The sequence below is a fragment of the Candidatus Desulforudis audaxviator MP104C genome, assembly GCF_000018425.1.
Taxonomy (GTDB): Bacteria; Bacillota; Desulfotomaculia; order Desulfotomaculales; family Desulforudaceae; genus Desulforudis; species Desulforudis audaxviator.
On record NC_010424.1, the window covers coordinates 98,730 to 120,665 of the forward strand.

17 protein-coding genes are annotated in these 21,936 nt (G+C 60.2%); all 17 read left to right on the forward strand.

All coding sequences use genetic code 11. From position 1 onward, the window contains the following. Positions 1–64 precede the first annotated feature (64 nt). Positions 65–1,345 (forward strand): (Fe-S)-binding protein, encoded by a 1,281-nt coding sequence (locus tag DAUD_RS00505; RefSeq protein WP_242647855.1) that lies wholly within the window; start codon positions 65–67, stop codon positions 1,343–1,345. Between the two features lie 468 nt (positions 1,346–1,813). After that, positions 1,814–3,004, forward strand: coding sequence for a dihydropteroate synthase (folP, locus tag DAUD_RS00515; protein ID WP_012301257.1), 1,191 nt, complete (start codon positions 1,814–1,816; stop codon positions 3,002–3,004). Next, positions 3,001–3,372, forward strand: a complete 372-nt coding sequence (gene folB, locus DAUD_RS00520) for a dihydroneopterin aldolase (RefSeq protein WP_012301258.1) — start codon at positions 3,001–3,003, stop codon at positions 3,370–3,372. The genes folP and folB overlap by 4 nt, the downstream gene beginning before the upstream one ends. Beyond that, positions 3,369–3,878 (forward strand): 2-amino-4-hydroxy-6-hydroxymethyldihydropteridine diphosphokinase, encoded by a 510-nt coding sequence (gene folK / locus DAUD_RS00525; RefSeq protein ID WP_012301259.1) that lies wholly within the window; start codon positions 3,369–3,371, stop codon positions 3,876–3,878. Before folB ends, folK begins: the two co-directional genes overlap by 4 nt. 174 nt (positions 3,879–4,052) lie before the next feature. Beyond that, entirely contained in the window at positions 4,053–4,796 is a 744-nt protein-coding gene (locus DAUD_RS00530) for an SIR2 family NAD-dependent protein deacylase (RefSeq protein ID WP_166485048.1), read from the forward strand. 385 nt (positions 4,797–5,181) lie between these two features. Beyond that, a complete protein-coding gene (locus DAUD_RS00535; protein WP_012301261.1) occupies positions 5,182–6,075 on the forward strand; it encodes a Rossmann-like and DUF2520 domain-containing protein in 894 nt (297 codons plus the stop codon). Next, positions 6,068–6,898 (forward strand): 3-methyl-2-oxobutanoate hydroxymethyltransferase, encoded by an 831-nt coding sequence (gene panB, locus DAUD_RS00540; RefSeq protein WP_012301262.1) that lies wholly within the window; start codon positions 6,068–6,070, stop codon positions 6,896–6,898. The genes DAUD_RS00535 and panB overlap by 8 nt, the downstream gene beginning before the upstream one ends. A 208-nt stretch (positions 6,899–7,106) precedes the next feature. Then, a complete protein-coding gene (panC, locus tag DAUD_RS00545) occupies positions 7,107–8,090 on the forward strand; it encodes a pantoate--beta-alanine ligase (protein WP_012301263.1) in 984 nt (327 codons plus the stop codon). Then, entirely contained in the window at positions 8,065–8,466 is a 402-nt protein-coding gene (panD, locus tag DAUD_RS00550) for an aspartate 1-decarboxylase (RefSeq protein WP_012301264.1), read from the forward strand. The genes panC and panD overlap by 26 nt, the downstream gene beginning before the upstream one ends. A 323-nt stretch (positions 8,467–8,789) precedes the next feature. Beyond that, positions 8,790–9,674 carry a bifunctional methylenetetrahydrofolate dehydrogenase/methenyltetrahydrofolate cyclohydrolase FolD gene (gene folD, locus DAUD_RS00555; protein ID WP_012301265.1) on the forward strand — a complete coding sequence of 295 codons (885 nt, stop codon included), beginning with the start codon at positions 8,790–8,792 and terminating at the stop codon, positions 9,672–9,674. 91 nt (positions 9,675–9,765) lie between these two features. Next, positions 9,766–11,940 carry a formate dehydrogenase subunit alpha gene (gene fdhF / locus DAUD_RS00560; protein ID WP_012301266.1) on the forward strand — a complete coding sequence of 725 codons (2,175 nt, stop codon included), beginning with the start codon at positions 9,766–9,768 and terminating at the stop codon, positions 11,938–11,940. Between the two features lie 9 nt (positions 11,941–11,949). Beyond that, positions 11,950–14,250, forward strand: coding sequence for a CO dehydrogenase/acetyl-CoA synthase complex subunit alpha (gene cdhA / locus DAUD_RS00565; protein ID WP_012301267.1), 2,301 nt, complete (start codon positions 11,950–11,952; stop codon positions 14,248–14,250). 43 nt (positions 14,251–14,293) lie between these two features. Further along, positions 14,294–14,848 carry a CO dehydrogenase/acetyl-CoA synthase complex subunit epsilon gene (gene cdhB, locus DAUD_RS00570; protein ID WP_012301268.1) on the forward strand — a complete coding sequence of 185 codons (555 nt, stop codon included), beginning with the start codon at positions 14,294–14,296 and terminating at the stop codon, positions 14,846–14,848. A 44-nt stretch (positions 14,849–14,892) separates the two neighbouring features. Beyond that, complete coding sequence (locus DAUD_RS00575; protein ID WP_012301269.1) at positions 14,893–15,648, forward strand: ATP-binding protein; 756 nt, start codon at positions 14,893–14,895, stop codon at positions 15,646–15,648. 32 nt (positions 15,649–15,680) lie between these two features. Next, positions 15,681–16,814 carry an NADH-quinone oxidoreductase subunit NuoE gene (nuoE, locus tag DAUD_RS11785; RefSeq protein ID WP_012301270.1) on the forward strand — a complete coding sequence of 378 codons (1,134 nt, stop codon included), beginning with the start codon at positions 15,681–15,683 and terminating at the stop codon, positions 16,812–16,814. Positions 16,815–16,854: 40 nt separating this feature from the next. Then, positions 16,855–18,825, forward strand: coding sequence for an NADH-quinone oxidoreductase subunit NuoF (locus DAUD_RS00585; RefSeq protein WP_012301271.1), 1,971 nt, complete (start codon positions 16,855–16,857; stop codon positions 18,823–18,825). Beyond that, positions 18,812–21,802 carry a molybdopterin-dependent oxidoreductase gene (locus DAUD_RS00590; protein ID WP_049752519.1) on the forward strand — a complete coding sequence of 997 codons (2,991 nt, stop codon included), beginning with the start codon at positions 18,812–18,814 and terminating at the stop codon, positions 21,800–21,802. The genes DAUD_RS00585 and DAUD_RS00590 overlap by 14 nt, the downstream gene beginning before the upstream one ends. Positions 21,803–21,936: the final 134 nt, after the last annotated feature.

Consider the following 21,936-nt stretch of genomic DNA (forward strand, 5'->3'; position numbering starts at 1 on the left):
GCCATTCCGGGCTGCGCGGCCCGCGGTCCGGGACGTGGGTTTCAAATTCGGTTGGTGGAGGGATATGTTCATAATGGAAGCCAAAAAGCTGAGTGAAGTGAGAGACCCCAATTTCAGGGACGAAATATCCCAAAAGATGTGCTTTCACACCGAGGAAGGCAAGTTCGACCTGAACTACTGCCTGGCTTGCGGTACCTGTGCGGCGGCGTGCTACTTCACCGATCTGGTGGAGAACCACGACCCGCGCAAGTTCATGCGCAAGGTCGCCCTCGGGCTGAAGGACGAAGTGCTGAACGACAGGTTCGTCTGGCTGTGCAACATGTGCGGCCGGTGCACCATGCACTGCCCCGGCAAAGTGCCGCTGCCGGCTGTGGTGCGCACGGTACGCGGGCAGTTCGGCCTGACCGCCCCCGGGCGGCTCCAGGAAGTGGCCGACCTGCATATGCGAGTCGGGAACCAGATGGAGATCACCGAAGAGGAGTTCATGGAGACCATCGAGTGGATGCAGGAGGAACTCCAGGAAGAGTTCGGCGACTCGAGCCTGACCATTCCGGTCAACGTGGAGGGCGCCGAGATCCTGTTCCTCCCGCACCCGCGCGAGATCAAGTACTACCCGGAGGACATCAAGAGCTGGACCAAGATCTTCTGGAACGCCAAGGAGAGTTGGACGTTATCCTCCAAGGCCTTCGACGTCACCAACTTCGGGCTGTTCAACGGCCGGGACGACGAGGCCAAGAAGATCATGGACTTTGTGGTGGACGAGATGAGAAGGCTCGGCGTGAAGCGCTGCGTCATGACCGAATGCGGCCACGGGTACTGGGCCTTTGTGTGGGGCAAGAAGGTCTGGTACAAGGAAGGCGAGGTGCCTTGGGAGTTCGAGCACATGGTGGGTTGGATGGCCAACCTGATCAAGACCGGCAAGATTAAGGTCGATAAGACCAAGAACCCCTACGTGGTCACCATTCACGACCCGTGCAACACGGTGCGCAAGGGCGGTCTTATCGAAGAGGGCCGGTACATTTTAGAGAACGTGGCCGAGAAGTTCGTGGACATGTGGCCGAACCGGGAGTACAACTACTGCTGCGGCGGTGGTGCCGGCGCTCTGCCGATGGGCACCGTGGTGAAAAAAGAGCGGATGGCCAAGGGTAAGCTTAAAGCCGACCAGATGATGGCCACCGGCGCCGAGATCTGCTGCGCGCCCTGCCACAACTGCTACGACCAGCTGAACGACATCAATAAAGAATACAACCTCGGAATGAAGATCAAGCACCTGCATCACCTGGTGGAGCACGCCCTGATCTGGCCCGAGGACGGACCCCGGCCGAAGCAGGAAGAAGAGGAGTAACTTCTCCTGTCCGCCGAAGGGCGGGTCCTGAAGAGCGTAACCGTGGGGGCGTGCCGCCCCCACGGTTTCTCGTTACGGTGGAACCGCCATGTGAGAGGTGGGAAAGTCACGGAGTGGTATGACCACTTGGTCGGGTTTCTTTCTCACCTCACACCTCTCATTTGCGCCGGCGGTCTCTACCGGCTATTGCCGCGAGTGGGGAAATAACCGGGTGGTGTGATTGGTATCCCACCCACTAAGGAGAAAAGGCATGCCGCTCCGACTGCTACAGCACAACGCCGCCTACCTCATGCTGTTCATCGCCCCCCTGACCTGGGGGGGGGGTGCTTTTGTGGCCGCCGGTCACCTGCAAGTCTCCGGCCGGCGCTCCGCAGGCCGGCCGGGTTCCGGAGCCGGTGCCCATTTCTTTCCCTGGACCCGACAAACGGGTATAATGGACAAAACCGGCGCGGGATGGGGGAAAGCGCGATGACACACCGGGTCTGGGTCCTGGAGGTAAACAGCCTGGGGGAAGCGAAAAGCGCAGTGGCCGGAGTCGGCGCGGATAAAACCGGGTGCGCCCTGATGGCACCCAAGGCGGTGCACCGCGTGCTCCGCATCACCGGCTTAACCCCGGTTCAGGCGAACATTATCAAGCAGGAAATGCTGGCCTGCGGCGGCGAGGCCGCCGTCGCCCGGGGGACGATAAACCACTCGGTGGCCGAAACCGACGCGCTGCTGATGGGCACCTCAAAACAGTTCGGCGCTTTCCTGAAAAAACTGCGCATGCAGCCGTTCGGCCTGGCCGCTCTGGCCGACAAGATTGAGCGGGTGCTGGACAACTATGAGACCAAGCCCCGCGGGCTGGACTGCCGGGGAAAGTCCCTGCCGCTGGGGGAACGCACCCTGGTGATGGGCATTCTAAACGTCACCCCGGACTCTTTTTCGGACGGGGGTGCATACCTGGACCCGGAGGCGGCGCTCGAACGGGCCCGGGAAATGGCGGGGCACGGCGCCGATCTGATCGACCTCGGTGGTGAATCCACCCGGCCCGGCGCCGAGCCGGTCGGCGTGGAGGAGGAGCTTTCCCGGGTGATGGCGGTTCTGCCGCGGCTGACCCGGGAACTGGATATTCCCGTATCCGTCGACACCAGCAAAACCCCGGTGGCCCGCGCGGCGCTGGAGGCCGGCGCGCACCTGGTGAACGACCAGTGGGCGCTCGCGGACGAAGGGATGGCGGAACTCGTGGCCCGCTACCGCGTACCGGTGGTCCTGATGCACAACCAGCGCGGGACCGAATACCGGGACCTGGTGGGCGACATCACCGCGTACTTTGAGGAACGCCTAGAGAAGGCGAAGCGGGCCGGAATTGCGCCCGGCCAGATCATCCTCGACCCAGGTTTCGGCTTCGGGAAAACACCGGTGCAGAATCTGACCGTACTGCGCCGCCTGCGGGAATTCACCGGTTTAGGGTTCCCGCTCTTGATCGGCACCTCCCGCAAATCCACCATCGGCAAGGTACTGGACCTTCCGGTTGGTGAGCGCCTGGAGGGTACGGCGGCCACGGTGGCTGTGGGCATCTGCCGGGGGGCGGACATCGTGCGGGTGCACGACGTGCGGGAGATGGTCCGGGTCGCCAGGATGACCGACGCCATTGTCCGGGGAGGCGGGGACCAATGAAAGACCGCATCATAATGGAGGGGCTTGAGTTCCACGGCTATCACGGGGTGCTGGATGCCGAACGGGAAATGGGTCAGCCCTTTCAGATCGACCTGGAACTGGTGCTGGACCTGGGACCGGCCGGCCGGGCCGACGACCTGGCCCGCACCGTGGACTACAGCGCGGTGTACACCGAGGTGAAAAAGACTTTTCAAGCCCGGCGGTACCGATTGCTCGAAGCGGTGGCCGAGGCCGTGGCGGCGGCGGTCCTGTCATCTTTTCCAGTCGATGAAGTGCGGGTTCGGGTGCGCAAGCCCCACGCCCCGGTGCGGGGCCGGTTCAAGTACTTCGCGGTTGAAATCACCCGTCGCCGGGGAGGGACCGGATGAGTTCCACCATTGCGTACATCGGTCTGGGCAGCAACCGGGGAGACCGGCCGGCCAACCTGGAAAGGGCGGTCGGGGAACTGGCAGCGGTACCCGGGGTGGCGTTAAGGCGCCGGGCCCCGGTGTATGAGACCGCGCCCCTGGGGTACACGGATCAGGACTGGTTCCTGAATACCGTCGTGGAGATTGAGACTACCCTGTCACCCCGGGAGCTTTTGACCCGGATACTGGAGATAGAAAGGCGGCTCGGCCGGGAACGCCGGGAGCGCTGGGGGCCCCGGATCATCGACCTGGACCTGCTCCTGTTCGGTGCGGAAACAATTACGGAGCCCGATCTTTCGGTGCCCCATCCCCGCCTGGCCGAACGGGCTTTTGCGGTGGTGCCGCTGGCGGACTTGAGCCCCGGGTTGGATCTCCCGGGCGGCGGCAAGGCTCGGGTGCTGGCGCTCCGGCTGGCCCGGGAGCAGCGGCTGCGCCGGTATGCCGGAAGTGTCGGCGGACCAGAGTAAGTGGTGGTGCACGCCGGTCCGGGCACAGGTGGATATTACCTTTTTCGAAGTCTAGGTGCCTTGGTCCATCAAGATGGTTTACTCTTTTGTCTCCCTGCCAATTCAAGTTGAAGCAGGATATGGCCGGTAGCCCTTTCGACGGTGCATCCGGTGTGTAGGGATGGAGGGGTGGGCGTGGCCGCCGCCAAAGAGATTCAGGTACTGGCGCGGCTGATTCGGGAATCGGCCCGTACCCTGGCGCTTACCGGCGCCGGGATCAGCACGGCCAGCGGCATCCCCGATTTTCGCAGCCGCGGGGTTGGCCGCTGGGAGAAGGTTGACCCAATGGAAGTCTCGAGCGTCCAGGCTTTCCAGCGGGATCCCGCCGCCTTTTGGCGGTACAACCTGAAGTGGTGGCTGGAGTTCGCCGATGCCGAGCCCAACCCGGCGCACCACGTCCTGGCCACCTTGGAACGCCGGAAGCTGTTGCAGGGCGTGATCACCCAGAACGTCGACGGCCTGCACGTGCGCGCCGGCTCACAGACCTGGGAGGTGCACGGGCACCTCCGGACCTGCCGCTGTCTGGGGTGCGGCGGACGGTACGAGTTCACTTTTCTGGTGGAACAGTTTCAAGCGGGAAAAAACCCACCCCGCTGCCCGTGCGGCGCACTGCTGCGGCCGGACGTGGTCCTGTTCGGGGACATGTTGGGAGACGCTTTTGAACAGGCCGTCCAGGTCCTGCACGGCTGCCCGCTGCTCATCGTCGTTGGTTCCAGCCTGCAGGTTTACCCGGTGGCGGCGCTGCCGCGGTTGGCCCGGAGGCTTGTGATCATCAACCGGGATCCGACCCCGTGGGACGACCAGGCCGCCTTGATTCTCCGCGGCGACATCGTTCAGGTGTTTGAGAAACTGGCCGCAGAGCTGGGGTTTTCAGACTAGACATCCCATTATCGTTTTTCGCCATTCGTCGTCGCGGCACCGCCCGCGAAAACCGCCCTCCCGCCGGTCAGTTCGTCTGATTCGACAATTCCGAGGGGCTGACCTTCCAGATGCATATTTTTCCCGCTCTTGCTCCACGAGAACCTGAAATACGACGGCCGAAAGACGTTGCCGCACCGCAGGTCCCGTGCTACAATAACAATATGTTAACGGGTAGTATCCCAGGAGGGAACTACACCTGATCCTTTTTGACTCAAACAACTGAAGAGAGCGATGGCCGCTTGGAGCCGTTCAGGACCGAGACGGTGGATTTATGAAAAATCCCACGGATCTGTCCGGGGGATTTTTACTTTCAGGTGGCCGGTGAAGAGGAGAGAGAATAGTAATGCCGGGTGATGACCGTAGGGTCTGTATAGTCGGCGCGGGCCGGGTCGGCTCAACGCTGGCCCTGGCCCTGCAGCGCGGCGGTTACCGGATCGTGGGGGTGGCTTCCCGCGGCGAACAGTCCGCCCGCCGTCTGGGTGAGCGGCTGGGCTGCCCGTTTTCGGTGCGTCCGGAACAGTTCACCCCGAACGCCGACGTGGTGCTCGTCACCACCTCGGACCGGGAGATTGCGGCCGTAGCCGCGCGCATCCAGTCCCGGGGCGGCTTCACGGCCGGGCAACTGGTGGCCCACACCAGCGGGGCCACCCCTGCTGAAGCACTCGCTCCGGCTCGGGAGGCCGGTGCCGTCGTCGCTTCCATTCACCCGCTGCAATCGTTTGCGGATGCGGATGCGGCGCTGGAACGTCTGCCCGGGTGTTACTTCGGAGTGGAAGGAGACGCCGCCGGTGTGTTCCGGGCACGGCGCCTGGTGGAGGACCTGGGGGGAGTGCCCCTGGAGGTGAACGCCGGGGACAAGGCGCTTTATCACGCCGCCGCGTGCGTGGCGTCCAATTACCTGGTGGCCGTGATCCACCTTGCCACCGAATTGTTGGGAAGATGCGGCTGGTCGCGCACGGACGCCCTGAAGGCGCTGGGGCCCCTAATCGACGGAACCCGGGAAAACGTCCGGGATTTCGGGGTGGTGGGTGCGCTGACCGGGCCGGTGGTCCGCAATGACCGGCCGACTCTTGAATGGCACCTGGCGGCCCTCACCCGCCTGGATGCCGGGTATGAGGGGGTCTACCGGGCCCTGGGGGTCTACACCGCCGGGATCGCCCGGGAGCAGGGCGCGCTCAGCGCTTCTCAGGCCCGGGAGTTGGCAAGCTTGTTTGAGGGGGTTTTGGACCGTGGCTGACAAGCGGCTCACGACGCTGGACATCCGCCGGAAGAAAGAGGAAGGCCGGCCGATCACAATGCTTACCGCTTACGATTGCCCGACGGCCCGGCTGGTGGACGAAGCGGGTATCGACATCGTCCTGGTGGGGGACTCCGTGGGAAACGTTATCCTGGGGTACGACTCCACCATTCCGGTGACCATGGCGGATATGCTCCACCACACCCGCGCGGTGAGCCGGGGGGTGAGGCGGGCCCTGGTGGTGGGCGACATGCCGTTTCTTTCCTACAACGTGGACCGTGTGGAGGCGATCCGCAACGCCGGGCGCTTCTTGCAGGAAGGCGGGGCCCAGGCCGTAAAGCTCGAGGGCGGCCGGGAGGTGGCGGAAACCGTACGGGTTCTGGTCAGCGCCGGGATTCCGGTGATGGGGCACATCGGGCTGACCCCTCAATCGGTACACCAATTGGGCGGGTACCGGGTCCAGGGCCGGGACGCGGCGTCGGCCCGGCGGCTCCTGGAAGACGCCCGGATCCTGGAGGAAGCCGGAGTGTTCGCCATGGTGCTGGAGTGCGTGCCGGTGCCGCTGGCCCAAAGGATCACCGCGGCGGTGAACGTGCCGACTATCGGTATCGGCGCCGGACCCTATTGCGACGGGCAGGTGCTGGTCACCCACGACCTGCTCGGGCTGTACGGCGGATTCACCCCGCGCTTTGTGAAACGTTACGCCGCCCTGCACGGTGAAATCGGCCGCGCGCTGCGGGAATTCCGCGAAGAGGTGGAGTCCGGCCGTTTCCCGGCGGAAGAACACGGCTTTGCAATGCCTGAGGAAGAACTGCCGGAATAATGTAGAATACAGAATCCAGAAGTCAGAATTCAGAATGGGACTTTCAAGAGGCAGAAGAAACCGGTACAGGGGAGTCTGGGTAGAATTCAATTGGCAGCACTTGTTCAAATTCTTTTCCCGTACTTCTGACTCCAATTCTGAATTCCATATAAGAGACCAGGTCGGAAATCGGGAGACAATCTAGAAGTTCGGAAGGCGGAGATCAAGAATGGCGATACAAGGAGATCTGGGCCAAAATGCACTGAATTCCCCGCGGCTGGGGGGACTGTCGGACTTGCGGGTTTGCGCGACCGTGGCGGAGATCCGGGACGTGGTCGCGGGACTCCGCCGGTCCGGCGGAATCGCCCTCGTGCCCACGATGGGTTACTTTCACGAGGGGCACCTGACGCTGATGCGGGAGGCGCGCCGCCGGTTTCCCTACGTGGTGGTGAGCATTTTCGTCAACCCCATCCAGTTCGGTCCGAATGAGGATCTGGAGGCCTACCCGCGGAACCTGGAACGGGATCTGCGGCTGGCCCGGGAGGCCGGCGTGACGGCCGTTTTCGTTCCCGGCACGGACGAGATGTACCCTGATCAATCGTGCACCTTCGTGCAAGTTGACGGTATCAGCGGGGTCCTGTGCGGGCGCAGCAGGCCGGGACACTTCCGGGGCGTGGCCACGGTGGTGGCGAAGCTTTTCAACATCGTCCGGCCGGACGCCGCTTTTTTCGGCTGGAAGGACGCCCAGCAGGTGCTGGTGGTCCGCCGTCTGGTGCGGGACCTGAACCTGGACGTGGAGATCATTGCCGTACCCACTGTGCGCGAACCGGACGGCCTGGCCATGAGTTCCCGGAACACTTACCTTTCCCCGGCTGAGCGCCGCGCGGCGACCGTGCTCTACCGGAGCCTGCTGGCGGCCCGTGAGGCCGTTTTGTCCGGCGAGGGCTTGCCCGCCGTAAGGGACCGGCTAGCCGCCGCGATTGCGGCCGAGCCGGCAGCCGGGTTGGAATACGCGGAGATCCTGGCGCTGCCCGGTCTTACTGCGCCCGGTCCCGGCGACCGGGAACTGCTTCTAGCCGTGGCGGCCCGCTTCGGGCGGGCGCGGCTGATTGACAACGTGGTTGTCAGGCTGCCGGGGGAAATGGTCCGCTCAAAAGTGGCGGCAGTATCCGGGGGGAGGGGAAATAATGCACCTGAAAATGCTCAAGTCTAAGATTCACCGGGCCACAGTGACCGGCGCCAACCTGGACTACGAGGGCAGCATCACGATAGACGGGGAACTGCTGGAGGCTGCCGGCATCCTGGTCTTTGAACAGGTACAGGTGGCGAATCTGAACAACGGCGTGCGTTTTGAAACGTACGTGATTCCGGGGGCCCGGGGTTCGGGCGTGATCAATTTGAACGGGGCCGCTGCCCGCCTGGCTGTACCGGGAGACCAGGTGATCATCATGGCCTACTCCTGGTGTTCCGAGAGCGAAGTCCGGGAGTGGGCACCGGTGGTGGTGCTCGTCGACGCCCGCAACCGGGTCGCCAAAGTTTTAGCTGCGGAGGGTCTTCCGCCACTTAACATGACCGGGCCGGAAAAGTAGCATGGCGGTAGTGACACCGGGCAATTCGAGGGACAAGCTCCAATATATCCGCTGACCAATCCGTAAGGACAGGCCTTCAGATCATCGTGCCGCGCTCCCGACCGATTCCTTCCGGCCCGGCCCTCCATGGCCGGCTTTTTCCGACTTCCGGGGACGGTTAACCGGCAAACCATCGCTGCCAGTCTACAACTGGCGGCGTTTTTATTGCCTCTCCCCAGCCTCCCCCGTAAAAATCATTGACATGGACCTTTAATCCTACTGCGGGCTCGCGCCCGCAATCACATTTGACTCCAGCCACTTTTTGTTTAGGAGGTGCAGTCGGGGTGGAACCACGGATCCTTGACGGCAAGGCGGTCGCGGGCCGGGTGAAGGCCGGGGTCGCCCGTGAGGTGGAGGCCTTCCGGACAAAACACGGACACCCTCCCGGCCTGGCGGTGATTCTGGTCGGGGATAACCCGGCGTCGCAGACGTACGTGCGGAACAAGGAGACCGCCTGCCGGGAGGTGGGTATCGACTCAGAGGTATACCGCCTGGAAGCCTCGGCTCCGGAGGAAGCGGTGTGCCGCCTGCTCAGGCAGCTGAATGAAAAAACCGACATTCACGGCATCCTGGTGCAGCTTCCCTTGCCGCCGCACCTCGACGCCCGCATGCTTGTAGAGGCCATTCGGCCGGAGAAGGACGTGGACGGGTTCCACCCCTTGAACATCGGCCGTTTAGTAACCGGCGAGGCTTGCATGATTCCGTGCACCCCACGGGGGATCGTCACCCTCCTGGAGCGGTCGGGTGTTTCCATTGCTGGAAAGCACGCCGTGGTCGTCGGCCGCAGCAACATCGTCGGCAAACCGGTGGCGCTTTTGCTCCTGGAACGCCACGCCACGGTAACGGTGTGCCATTCACGGACGCCGGACCTGGCTGCCGTGACATTGCGCGGCGACATTCTCGTGGTGGCCGTGGGCCGGCCCCAGATGATCACGGGCAATATGGTCAAGGAGGGGGCGGTGGTGGTCGACGTGGGGATCAACCGGCTGGACGGCCGCTTGGTGGGCGACGTCGACTTCGAATCGGTGTGGCCCAAAGCCGGATACATCACCCCGGTGCCCGGCGGTGTCGGGCCGATGACGGTGGCCATGCTCCTTGCCAACACCGTCGAAGCGGCCTGGCGTCTCACCGGCGGGGTACCGGCATTAGCGGGTCGGCGAGATTTTTAATTTTCGAAGCAGCAAAGAAGTGAAAATGAATGGCTCTCCGCTCAGGTCTGATGGCGGTATCGGGTTGTTTTTATGGCAGGAGGGCGACTAAATGGCGAAACAGGTCGTGACAGTGTGTCCGTACTGCGGTGCGGGCTGCTTGATGACGCTGACCGTGGAGGCGGGCAAAATAAAAAAGGTGTCGCCCTTTGGGAAGGGTGACCGTTTCCTCTGTGCGAAGGGAAAGAAAATCATGGATTTCGTTTACAGTCCCTTGAGGCTTGATGCGCCTTTAGTACGCCAGGGTGACACTTTCAAAAGGGTGTCCTGGGGCGAAGCTCTCGACATCGTCGCTTCCCGACTTTCGGAGATAAAGGATAAATATGGTCCCGACAGTATCGGATTTATGGGGTCAGGCTGTTTCACGAACGAAGAGCTCTACATATACCAGAAGTTTGTCCGGGCAGTGATGGGTACCAACAATATCGATAGCTGCGCCAGAATCTGTCATATCCCGTCGCTCAAGGCATTAATGAAGTCGATCGGCAGCGCCACGATGAGCAACACAATGGACGAGATATCAAATACAGAGGTCATATTCATCGCGGGATACAATCCGGAGGTCTGTCACCCAAGGCTTTACCATCGGCAGATTAAAGCGGCGAAAAAAAAAGGCAGCAAAATCATAGTAATGGACCCGCGGATTACCTCCGTGGCCGAAATGGCGGACGTATTCTTGCAGCTGAAGCCGGGTACGGAAGTTCCTATTTTAAACAGTATGGCGAACATAATCATCCAGGAAGATCTGGTAGATGAATTGTTCATTCAAAGAAGGACAGAGGGCTACGATGAGCTGAAACGCCAGGTGGAGAAATATTCCCCTGAATATGCCGCCAAAATCAGCGATGTACCGGCAATGTCCATAATTGCCGGGGCAAGGCTTTACGCTGCCAGCAGGAACTCCGTTATTCTATGGGGCATGGGTATGACCCAGCACATATGCGGTGTTGACAATGTCTCTGCGCTCATTAACCTTGCCCTTCTTACCGGCAATATCGGCAGGCCCAACACGGGTTTGAGTCCTGTAAGGGGACAGAACAATGTTCAGGGAGCCTCATTCATCGGCGCGCTGCCCGATGTTTTCCCCGGCTATAAACAGGTCACGGATCCGGCGGCGCAGGAATGGTTCAAATCCCTTTGGGGCGTTGCTTCATTGCCGGAAGAACCGGGCCGGACATCCACGGTCTTTCTACCGGGTGTCCTTGAGGGAAAGACAAAGGCTCTTTACATCTCCGGTGAGAATCCGGCCGTTTCGCAGGCTAATCTGAATCTGATAAGAAAGGCGCTGGCCGAGGTGGAGTTTCTGGTTGTTCAGGAGGTCTTTATGACCGAAACCGCTCAATTTGCCGACGTTATACTTCCGGCCTGCACCTTTGCCGAAAAGGGCGGTACCTACATAAGACTGGACCGGGCGGTTCAGTTATTGAACCCTGCTGTTTCTCCAGCAGGGGAGAGCCTCCCGGATTGGAAAATAATACAAATGTTGGCCTCTAAAATGGGATATGGAAATCTATTCCCGTACCACAGCGAGTTTGACATCCACGAGGAACTGAGGAAAGCGGTACCGGATCTGGCCGGTATCACTTACGAGAGATTACAGGATGGCAACGCTATCCATATGCCGTGCCCTGATCCATCACATCCCGGTGTACTCGTCAGATACACCGATGTCTTTCCCCGTCCGGGCGGCAGGGCGCTTTTTGTGCCTGTTGATTTTACTCCTCCTGCCGAATCGCCGGATGAGGAATACCCGTTTACCTTAACTACCGGAAGAGACGCACGGCACTTCAACACCTCTACAATAGCTTGCCCGCGGGAGAGGGCCGGCAGGGCTTATCTGGAGATACATCCCCAAGATGCCGAGGCTCTTGGATTATCGGACGGCGATGCAATTGAGGCCGTCTCCCGTCGCGGGAAAGTAGTATTGGAGGCAAAAATAACAGAGCGCGTGAGGCCGGGTGTGACGTTCGCCCCGCTTCGCCGTTGTTGCGAGTCCTCTATAAATCTGCTTACTGGCAATGCCCTCGATCCCGTTGCCAAAACGCCGGAGTATAAAGTCTCGGCCATAAAACTCAACCAAGTAAAGCAAAAACCGCCCTGCCCTTCCGAAGGTGCTCCAAGGGCATGGGCGCCTGGACAACCATACCGTGCGCGGCGTCACTTTAGAATGCAAATCGCCCGGGGTACCCGCATTAGCGGGTCGGCGAAATTTAGATTTTCGGAGTAGGAGCCGGCAATGAGTAAAACAGAGAAGTTAAGAGAGAAAATCAACGAGATCATCAGAGCCGAAGAATCCTGGGAGGCCGTGGGCCAAACACCGATGCCCCGGGTGACTGACTTGCGCAACTGGGACTTTCGCCTGATGAAAACCTACCGGCCTTTTTATGCACCGTTTTGCGATCTTTGCTGTTTATGCAATTTCGGCAAGTGCGACTTGACGCAAGATCGCAAAGGGGCCTGCGGAATCGACATGGCCACCCAGCAGGCCAGGATGATTTTGATCGCCTGCTTGATGGGTGCCGCCGCCCACGGAGCGCATGGGCGCCACCTGATCGAGCACCTTATCGAAAAACACGGCGAGGATTACCCGCTTGTTTTGGGGGACCAGGTCAATGTGGAAGCGCCGATCATCAGGACCGTGCTCGGTTTAAAGCCGCAAACCCTCGGCGACCTGCGCAAGGCCGTTGAGTATGTGGAAAGGGAGTTTATCCATCTGGTTGCCGCCACCCATACCGGACAGGAAGGGAGCAATTTGGACTACGAGTCGAAAGCCTTCCACTGCGGGATGCTGGACCACGTAGCCTTGGAGGCCTGCGACCTAGCCCAAATCACCGGGTTTAACTATCCGACGTCGGTGGTCGAAACACCGCTGGTCGAGTTGGGCTGGGGCACCATTGACCGCACGAAGCCGGTGATCCTACTGGTGGGCCACAACGCCGCGGCCGCCAACAGTATGACGGATTACCTGCGCAAAAACAACCTCCTCGATCAAGTGGAACTGGCCGGGATCTGTTGTACGGCGTTAGACGCCACCCGGTACAACGCGGGCGCGAAGGTGGTCGGCCCTTTGGCGCAGCAGCGCTTTTTCCTGAAAACCGGCCTGGCTGACGTCATTGTGACCGATGAGCAGTGCGTGCTTACCGACATTCCGGCCCTCGCCGGAGAAACAGGCGCGGCGCTCATCGCCTGGTCGGACAAAATCTGCTACGGCCTGGACAACGTCACCGAAAAAGAAACGGACGAGATTGTGAAAATGATTGTGGCCGGGGAAAAGAAACAGGTCCTTGTTTTGGACTCCGACAAAGCGGCGGAAGTGGCGGTGAAGGTGGCGTTGGCCTTAGCGCCGGCGCGCAAAAAATTCATTCTTTCCCCCGCGCAAGCCGTCGAGATCGCCGGCCGGTGCCGAGAGAAGTGCGAGAAGTGTCATCAAAACTGCGCCAACCTGCTGCCGGTCGGCACGGCGGTCAGCCGGGCGGGTGAAGGCGATTTGGAACCACTTGCCAAACTGTTCAGAAAATGCGTCGGTTGCGGAAAATGTGAAGAAGTCTGCGATTTTAATCTTCCTATCCTCAAGTTAATGGCGGCGGCGGCTTCGGCGGAGAAATACAAAGTGCGGGTCGGCCGGGGGCCGATCCACGACGTGGAAATAAGAAAAGTAGGTTCCCCCATCGTTTTGGGTACCATCCCGGGAGTTGTGCTGTTTGCCGGGTGTTCCAATTATCCGGACATTGGTGATGTGGCCTGGATGGCGGAGGAGTTGGCGCGGCGCAAGTACATCGTCTGCCTTTCCGGATGCGCGGCAATGGCGGCGGGGATGTACAAAGACGCCGAAGGAAGGACCATTTACGAAAAGTACCCGCCTTCATTTGACGCCGGCGGCGTCCTCAACGTGGGTTCCTGCGTCTCCAACGCGCACGTGGTCGGTGCCGCCATAAAGATCGCAAACATCTTCGCCAATTTGCCCAGCCGGGCCAATTATGAATTGATTGCCGACTACATCCTCAACCGGGTGGGCGCCTGTGCCGTGGTCTGGGGTCCCTATTCCCAGAAGGCCTTGGCCATCGGCACGGGGGCGATACGGTGGGGGATTCCTCTTTTGCTTGGCCCCCACGGCGCCAAATACAGAAGGTTGTTCATGAGCAAGAAGGAATACGACGACTGGACGGTTATCGATGGCCGGACCGAGCAGTTGGTCGATACCCGGGAGCCCACCCCGGAGCACATGGCCATCGTCGTGGAAACCAGGGAAAGGGCTCTGCTTACTATCATCAAGCTTTGCATGCGGCGAAACGATACTGCTCCCGGCCGGGCCATCAAGTTGCATCAGTACATCTCCGTTTATAAAGAACATTTGGGCACTCTTCCTGATGACCTGCAGAACTTCGTCCGCACCGAACGGGATGCGCCCCTGGTTTATAAAAAAGAGGTGCTGGCTTACTTAAATGAAGTCGGCTGGCAGCCGAAGCCGACTTTGTCCTTGCCCACCATCATCGGCACTTACGAAACGAAGGTGCCCGTTTCGGCCACGGTAAAATAGGGAAGTAAGAAAAGAATCGCTGGTGAGGGGAGGGTGTCGGACAATGCCAAGGGGAGAGTTTCTTTTCGTCCCGTACTACACGGTGAACACGTTAACCGGAACAAAGGCCGCCCAGGTTGTTTCCGACCCGGTCGAGGCGGCCGAGATTATCGACCGGGCCAGGAACCCGTTATACATTCTGGGGCCGGAGGCAATCACCGCCGCAGTCGGGGAAAAGCTTCTTCTCGAATACGTTTTGGAGATCGTCAAGGCAAGCAGTATTCTTACCTGCGCCACGGCGCACGTGAAGAAAAAAATGCTGGAATTCGGGAAAAAGCCCGACTGTGTTTATGACATTATCGAAATCATCCACTTTCTGAAAATGCCGGACTGGCAGGGGGTTAGGGGACGCGGTCCGCACGACCTGGTCCTCTTCACCGGCATCAGGTGCGATCTGGCCGAACGCGGCCTGGCCACCTTAAAACACTTTGCGCCTCATTTGAAAACCTTCGCGGTTTGCAGACGCGGCCACCCCAATGCGGATTACACCACGCCGGTAATCCCGAGAATGGAAAAGTGGCGGGATTACCTGGAGGAGATCATAAAAGGTCTTTATTGAGAAGCAGGGGATTCCCGGCTGACAAGCAGTGAAGGGGTGAGCGAATGAAACTGGCTGTTTCGGGGAAGGGCGGGGTGGGAAAAACAACCATTGCCGCCGCGCTGGTAAAATCCTTTGCCCGCACCCACCGGCTGGTCTACGCGATAGACGGGGACCCGGACGCCTGCCTGGCCGCGGCCATCGGCATTCCCGAAGAGGTTGCCGCCCGGCTTAAGCCGGTTGCCGAAATGAAAGAATTGATCAGGGCCAGGAGTGGCAGCGGACCCATTTATCGCTTAAACCCCCGGGTGGACGACGTGGTTGAAAACTATGCCCACCGTCTTGGCAACATCCGGTTTCTGCGCCTGGGGGAGGTAAAAAAAGGAGACTCCGAATGTTACTGCCGGGAAAACACCTTCTTGCGGGCGCTGGTCTCCTCCCTGCTTTTAGAGCGGGGTGAAGTGGTCATTATGGACATGGGGGCGGGCATCGAGCACCTGGCCCGCGGCACCGCCGGAGGCGTGGACCTGATGCTGGTGGTGGTGGAACCGACCCGGAACAGCATCAACACCGCCCGTCATATTTGGAAAATGGCTGAAGATCTAGGGATAAAGAAAATAAGGAGCATCGGCAATAAAATTCGCTCGGAAAAGGAACGAAAATTCATTGCCGGCAGCTTCCGGAACGGAGAATTGGCCGGCTTTGTTGGATACGATGAAAGCATTTGGGAAAGCGCCATGATGGAAGAGATGACTCCACAAGCCGGAGGGAGGCTGCAGTCCGAGGTGGAGATGCTCAAGAAGAAAATCTTATTCTTGTAAAAAGACTTCAGGCAAAGCGGGTGAGGAGAAATTTGCGCCTATTACTGATTATCCAGGGCGATTACGGCCGCCGGTACGTCGAGGCGATGACCCAATACGCCCCGTTTGGATGGGAGGTAAACCACTACGTTTTCCCGGAAAAGCTCTCCATCGGGATTGACGATTCGTTGGAGGACTTTTTGCCTCCCAGCCTGCCGGGAGGCGATCTCTTGCTGATGCTTCAGGAGGATCCGGTGGTGGCGGAGATGGCTCCCTATCTGGCTGAAATGGCAGGGGTCAAGGCGGTGCTCGCACCCATTGAGAACAAGGCTTACCTTCCTTCCGGGCTGGCCAAGCAGATCAAGAAAAAATTAGCCGAAAGAGATATTGCGATGGTGCATCCGCTGGTTTTCTGCGCCCTTGCCGAGGAGGATAGCGCCAACCCCTATATCCAGGCCTTCGCCCGCCACTTCGGCCGGCCGAAAGTGGAGATCGCTCTGGATAAAGACAAGATCGCCGAGGTGAAGGTCCTGCGGGATGCGCCCTGCGGCAACACCAGATACGTGGCCAAGAACTTGGTGGGAGTACACGTCAAGGACGCTGTGGAGCAGGCCGGACTTCTTCACCATGCCTACCCCTGCGTGGCGACTATGACCCATGATCAGGAGATTGGGGATACCCTGATGCACCAGGCGGGGCTGATGACAAAAACGGCGGTGGAAGAAGCCTTGAAGGAAGATATCGAGGCGGGACTGAAGAGTGCCTTCTCCTTTTACAAAGGGCATCGAAGCGAGCTGGTTCCCATTCTCCAAGACGCCCAGGAGGTGTTCGGCTACCTGCCCGAGACGGCCATGCTGGAGATTGCCCGTTTCCTCCGGTTGCCCGAAAGCCACGTTTACGGGGTGGCTACCTTTTACGACCAGTTTCATTTCATCCGGCGCGGCAGGAACCAGATCAAGGTGTGCTGCGGTACCGCCTGCCACGTAAAGGGAGCCGACCGGGTGCTGGAAGAGTTTGAACGGCAACTGGGCGTCGGCCACGGAGAAACCACTCCGGATTACGAGTACAGCTTGGAACGAGTGGCTTGTGTCGGCGCGTGCGCCCTGGCGCCGGTGGTCGTTATGGGCAAGGAGGTGTACGGGCAGATGACGCCTGGAAGAGCAAGAAGCGTGTTGGGTAAAGAATGAGCGCGCTTTGCTTGCCCGATGACCTTTTAGGAGGCGGAGAATGATGCTGCAGGTCGACTCCCCGGCCCGGCTGGCGGAGGTTCGAAAAGTCTGCGAAAGCGCTTTCGCGCGACAAAAATCCCGGTTTTTGGTCTGTGCCGGCACCGGTTGCGTTCTTGGCGGCGCCCTGGAAGTTTACCAGGAGTTTGTGCGCTTGCTTAAGGAAAGAGGCTGTCCGACCAGCGTGGAACTGCTTTTTGAAGGCCGGGAAACGGATGCCGGCGCCGCCTACAGCGGCTGCCATGGTTTTTGCCAGTTAGGCCCCCTGGTGCGGTTTGAACCGAAGGGTATTTTTTACACGCAGGTAACGGCGGCCGACGTTCCAGAAATCATCACCACCGCGCTGGATAAGAATACGGTGGTGGAGCGCCTGCTTTACCAGAACCCGGACGGGAGCAAAAGCCTACGGGAAGAGGACGTGCCTTTTTACCGCCACCAGCAAAGGGTGGTCCTTGCCTACTGCGGCCTGATCAACCCGGAAGACATCCGCGAGTACTTTGCCATCGGCGGATACCAGGCGTTGGCCGACGTGCTCACCCGGTACACCCCGGAAGAAGTAATCGACGCCGTCACCCGTTCGGGCCTGCGCGGCAGAGGCGGGGCCGGTTTCCCCACCGGGAGAAAGTGGGCGGCCGCCCGCCGGGCCGAAGGGGAACCGAAGTACGTGGTCTGCAACGGCGACGAAGGAGACCCGGGTGCCTTTATGGACCGTTCCGTCCTGGAGGGAGATCCCCACTCGGTTCTGGAGGGTATGACCATTGCCGCCTATGCCGTCGGCGCCGGCCACGGTTATATCTACGTCCGTGCGGAATACCCGCTGGCGGTGGAACGCTTAAAAATCGCCATTGCGCAGGCCAGGCAACACCGGGTGCTGGGACAGGACATTATGGGCACCGGATTCAACTTCGACATCGAGATCTTCCGGGGCGCCGGCGCCTTTGTCTGCGGCGAATCGACGGCTCTGGTCCGCTCCCTCGAAGGCTTCCGGGGAATGCCCAAAGCGATGCCCAGGCCCCGCACAACCGAAGAAGGCATCGGCGGCAAGCCCACGCTGCTGAATAACGTCAAATCATTCGCCTACGTGCCCCAGATTATCACCAGGGGTCCGGAGTGGTTTGCTTCCATGGGAACCGAAACCAGCAAGGGAACAGCTGTTTTTGCCCTAACCGGAAAGGCCAAAAACACCGGCCTGATCGAGGTCCCCATGGGAATAACGCTGCGGGAAATAATTTTCAACATCGGCGGCGGAACGTCCACCGGCCAGGAGTTCAAGGCCGTGCAAACGGGCGGTCCTTCCGGCGGCTGTCTGCCCAAAGAACTGCTGGATATGCCGGTGGACTTCGACTCCCTGACGAGCGCGGGATCCATGATGGGCTCAGGCGGCATGGTGGTCATGGACCAGGATACCTGCATGGTGGACGTGGCCAGGTATTTTCTGGAGTTCACTGTCAACGAATCCTGCGGCCAGTGTACACCCTGTAGGGTAGGTACTTACCAGATGCTTAAAATTCTGGAAGATATCACCCAGGGACGCGGCAAACCAACCGACCTCTCCTTGTTAGAAGACATAGGAAAGGCAATTATTGCCGGTTCCATCTGCGGCCTGGGCCAAACCGCCCCCAACCCGGTGTTGAGCACGCTGCGCTACTTCCGTTCAGAATACGAAGCGCACATCGGTGAAAAAAGTTGCCCTGCGCTGTACTGTAAGGAATTAATTGCCTACTGGATTGATCCTGACAAATGCGCCGAACCCTGTCGACTCTGTTTGGAAAATTGCCCTATGGAAGCAATCGTCGGCAAATGGAGGGCTACGCCGGTGATTATTCAGGAAAAGTGCATCAAGTGCGGCGGGTGTTTTGACGTGTGCCCGGATAAATACAGAGCGGTAAGAAAGGTCACCGGACCGGAAAGGTTAAACCTCCTTGAGAGGGGCTTGCCGGCAAGGGGGAGGAATGGAAATGGAGGCGGTTGAATTCACCATTAACGGCCTGCCCGTCAGGGTCCCCGGAAAAGGGGCGACCATACTGGAAGCAGCTTTAAGAAACGGCATATATATTCCGCATCTCTGCCACCACCCCGACTTAAAACCGGCCGGCTTGTGCCGGGTGTGCATGGTCGAGGCCGACGGAAAAATGGTGGCTGCCTGCCGCACGCCGGTCGCCGACGGGATGAAGGTCGCAACCGGGAGCCCGAACCTGGACCAGTACCGCCGGTACATAGTGGGGGTCATCCTGGCCGAACACGAGTCGGACTGCCTTACCTGCGGGAAGAACCTGAACTGCAAACTTCAGGAGGTAGCCCGCTACGCAAACCTTGAACCCACCAAGTTCAAGGAGCTAAGGCCGGTCAAGCCGGGGAAGCCCCTGGACGACACGCACCCGTGGATCGTAAGAAACCACAACAAGTGCATTTTATGCGGTATCTGCGTACGGACGTGCCGCGAGATCGCTCAGGTGAACGCCATCGACTTTGCCTTCCGGGGCCGCGCTACCACCATCAGCACCTTCGGAAACAAGCCCCTGCACGAGTCAAACTGCGTCTCCTGCGGCGAGTGCGTGGCCCGCTGTCCAGTGGGAGCCCTTTTGCCTAAAGTGTCGGCCGAGCCGGCCCGGGAGGCCGCCCTCATCCCACCCCAGGTGGTCCGGGAGTGTGAGCGCCGCCCGGAAACGCCCCCTTCCCTTTTCATGCTGAAAGAAAAGGGAGCAGTTGCAGAGAAGATCACCCTTACCATTGACGGCCTGGAGGCAAGCGTGGAAAAAGGGGCCACCGTTTTGGAGGCCGCGCAAAAGGCGGGCATCTATATTCCCTTCCTGTGCTTTCACCCCGAACTCACGGGTTCCGGCGGATGCCGGGTCTGCGCGGTGGAAATTGACGGCAAGGTTGTGCCTTCGTGCACTACCCGGGCCAGGGAAGGGATGGTCGTGCGGACCAGTTCTCCGCAGGCCCGGGAAGCGCAGGCGGCGGCGGTGAAAAGAATCCTGGCCGGCCATAACGGGGACTGCCTGAACTGCGCGAAAAACGGCCGGTGCAAACTGCAGGAGGTAGTCGGCTACACCGGGGTTTACCAGGAAATGGCGGGCACCCCCGCCCCCTTTGCGGAAGTGGACGAGAGCAATCCGTACTTTGTTCTCGACCGTTCCCGCTGCGTCGCCTGCGGCATCTGCCTCCGCACGTGCCGGCAGGTCAACGGCGCGGACGCGCTGGAATTCAAACGCGTGGACAACCACCGGGTGGTGGTCCCCCGGCAGGGAGGCAGTCTGGCCGAGTCAGCCTGCGAGTCCTGCGGCGAATGCGTGGCCCGCTGCCCGGTGGGGGCCCTTTTGCCCAAGGAGCTGCAGCAGCCCGGCCGGGAGGTGGAAACAGTGTGCACCGAGTGCGGGATCGGCTGCGGCGTATATTTCGGCGCCAGAGGCGGCAGGCTGGTCAGCGCCCGCCAAAACCTCAGCCACAAAACGAGCAAAGGGCGCCTCTGCGGGAAAGGCCGGTTCGGCTGGGGTGTGCTCAATCACCCCGACCGTCTGAAAACCCCCTTAATCAAAAAAGACGGCCAGTTCGTTGAAGCCGGCTGGGAAGAAGCACTCGGCCTGGCGGCCGGCGGGTTTTCCCGGTACAAAGGGGGAGGGGCTGTGGTTCTATACAGCCCCCGGGTCACCAACGAAGAAATCTACCTGGCCTTGAAGTTTGCCCGGGCGGTGCTGGGAACGAGCAACATTGCCGACGCCGAGTCGTTTGCGAGCCGCGCCGGTTTATTGGACGGTCTGGGCACAACCGTGGGCAGCAACGCCATGACCATTCCGGTCAGGCAAATTGAAAGGGCGGCCGGTCATTTTGTGATTAGTTCCAGTCCCACTGAATCTCATCCGATCATCGGATTTGAAATTCGCAAATCGGTTAACAAGGGGGCGAAACTGATCATTGCCGACTCCCGGGAAATACCCCTGTCCCGGTTGCCCCACATTCGCCTTGCGCTTCGCCCGAGCACGGAGCTTGCTCTGCTGCTGGGTATGGCCAGGGCTATTCTGGACGAAAAGCTCCACGACGAAGGGTTTATCCGGGAGAGGACCACTAATTTTGACGCTTTCCAAAAATCCCTGGCCGATTTCACCGTAGAGAAAGCAGCGGAAATCACCGGTGTTCCCGGCGCGCAGATCCGGGAAGCGGCGCGGGTGTACGCCACCAGCAAACCGGCCCTCCTCTTCTGGTCCGAAGAAATCGCGCAACACCCAACGGGCCAGGACAGCGTCCGGGTGCTGGCCCAGCTGGCTTTAATGACCGGCAACTACGGCAAGCCGGGCGCGGGTTTCGTGCCTCTGATCGGCCGGAGCAACTTCCAGGGCGCTCTTGATCTGGACGTTACCCATCCCTGGTCTTTGGTCAGCAAAGAAAAAGTTGCCGATGCGTGGGGGTGCGCCGTCCCCGAACCCGCCGGGTCGGCAGAGAACAAAGCGAAGGCCTGGTACATTATCGGTGCCGACCCGGTGACCAAAGCGGCAGATGCGGATAGCGTGCGCAAGGCCCTTTCAGAAGCCCCCTTCGTGGTGGTCCAGGACACGTTCCTCACCGAAACGGCAAAGCTGGCGCAGGTGGTGCTCCCCACGGCCGGTTTTGCGGAAAAGGAGGGGACCTTCACGGCGGTGGACCGCCTCGTTCAGCGTGTCCGCCAGGTAGCGGAACCGCCCGGGGCAGCCAAGCCAGACTGGTGGATTATCTGCGAAATTGCCCACCGCATGGAAGCCGAAGGATTCGCCTACAACCATCCCTCCCAAATCATGGAGGAAATATCGTCCAACTACCCGGCCTATGCAGGGATCAGCTACGACCGGCTCGACCCGGAGGGGTTGCGCTGGCCTTGCCCCGACAAAGAACACCCGGGGACGGACGTGCTGCACGAAAGCGAATTTTTTGGCCTGGGCAAGGCTCAATTCCGGCCTCTGCAATACAAGCCGTAAAAAGCACAGCTGCCGAGTCTATCCCCGCCTGACGGCTCATGAGCCAGCGATCTGGAGATCGGGGATACCCTCAAGGCACCAGGCGGAATTGATAACCTAAAGAAACCATTTTTCTTGTTGTAGGAGGAGAAAAA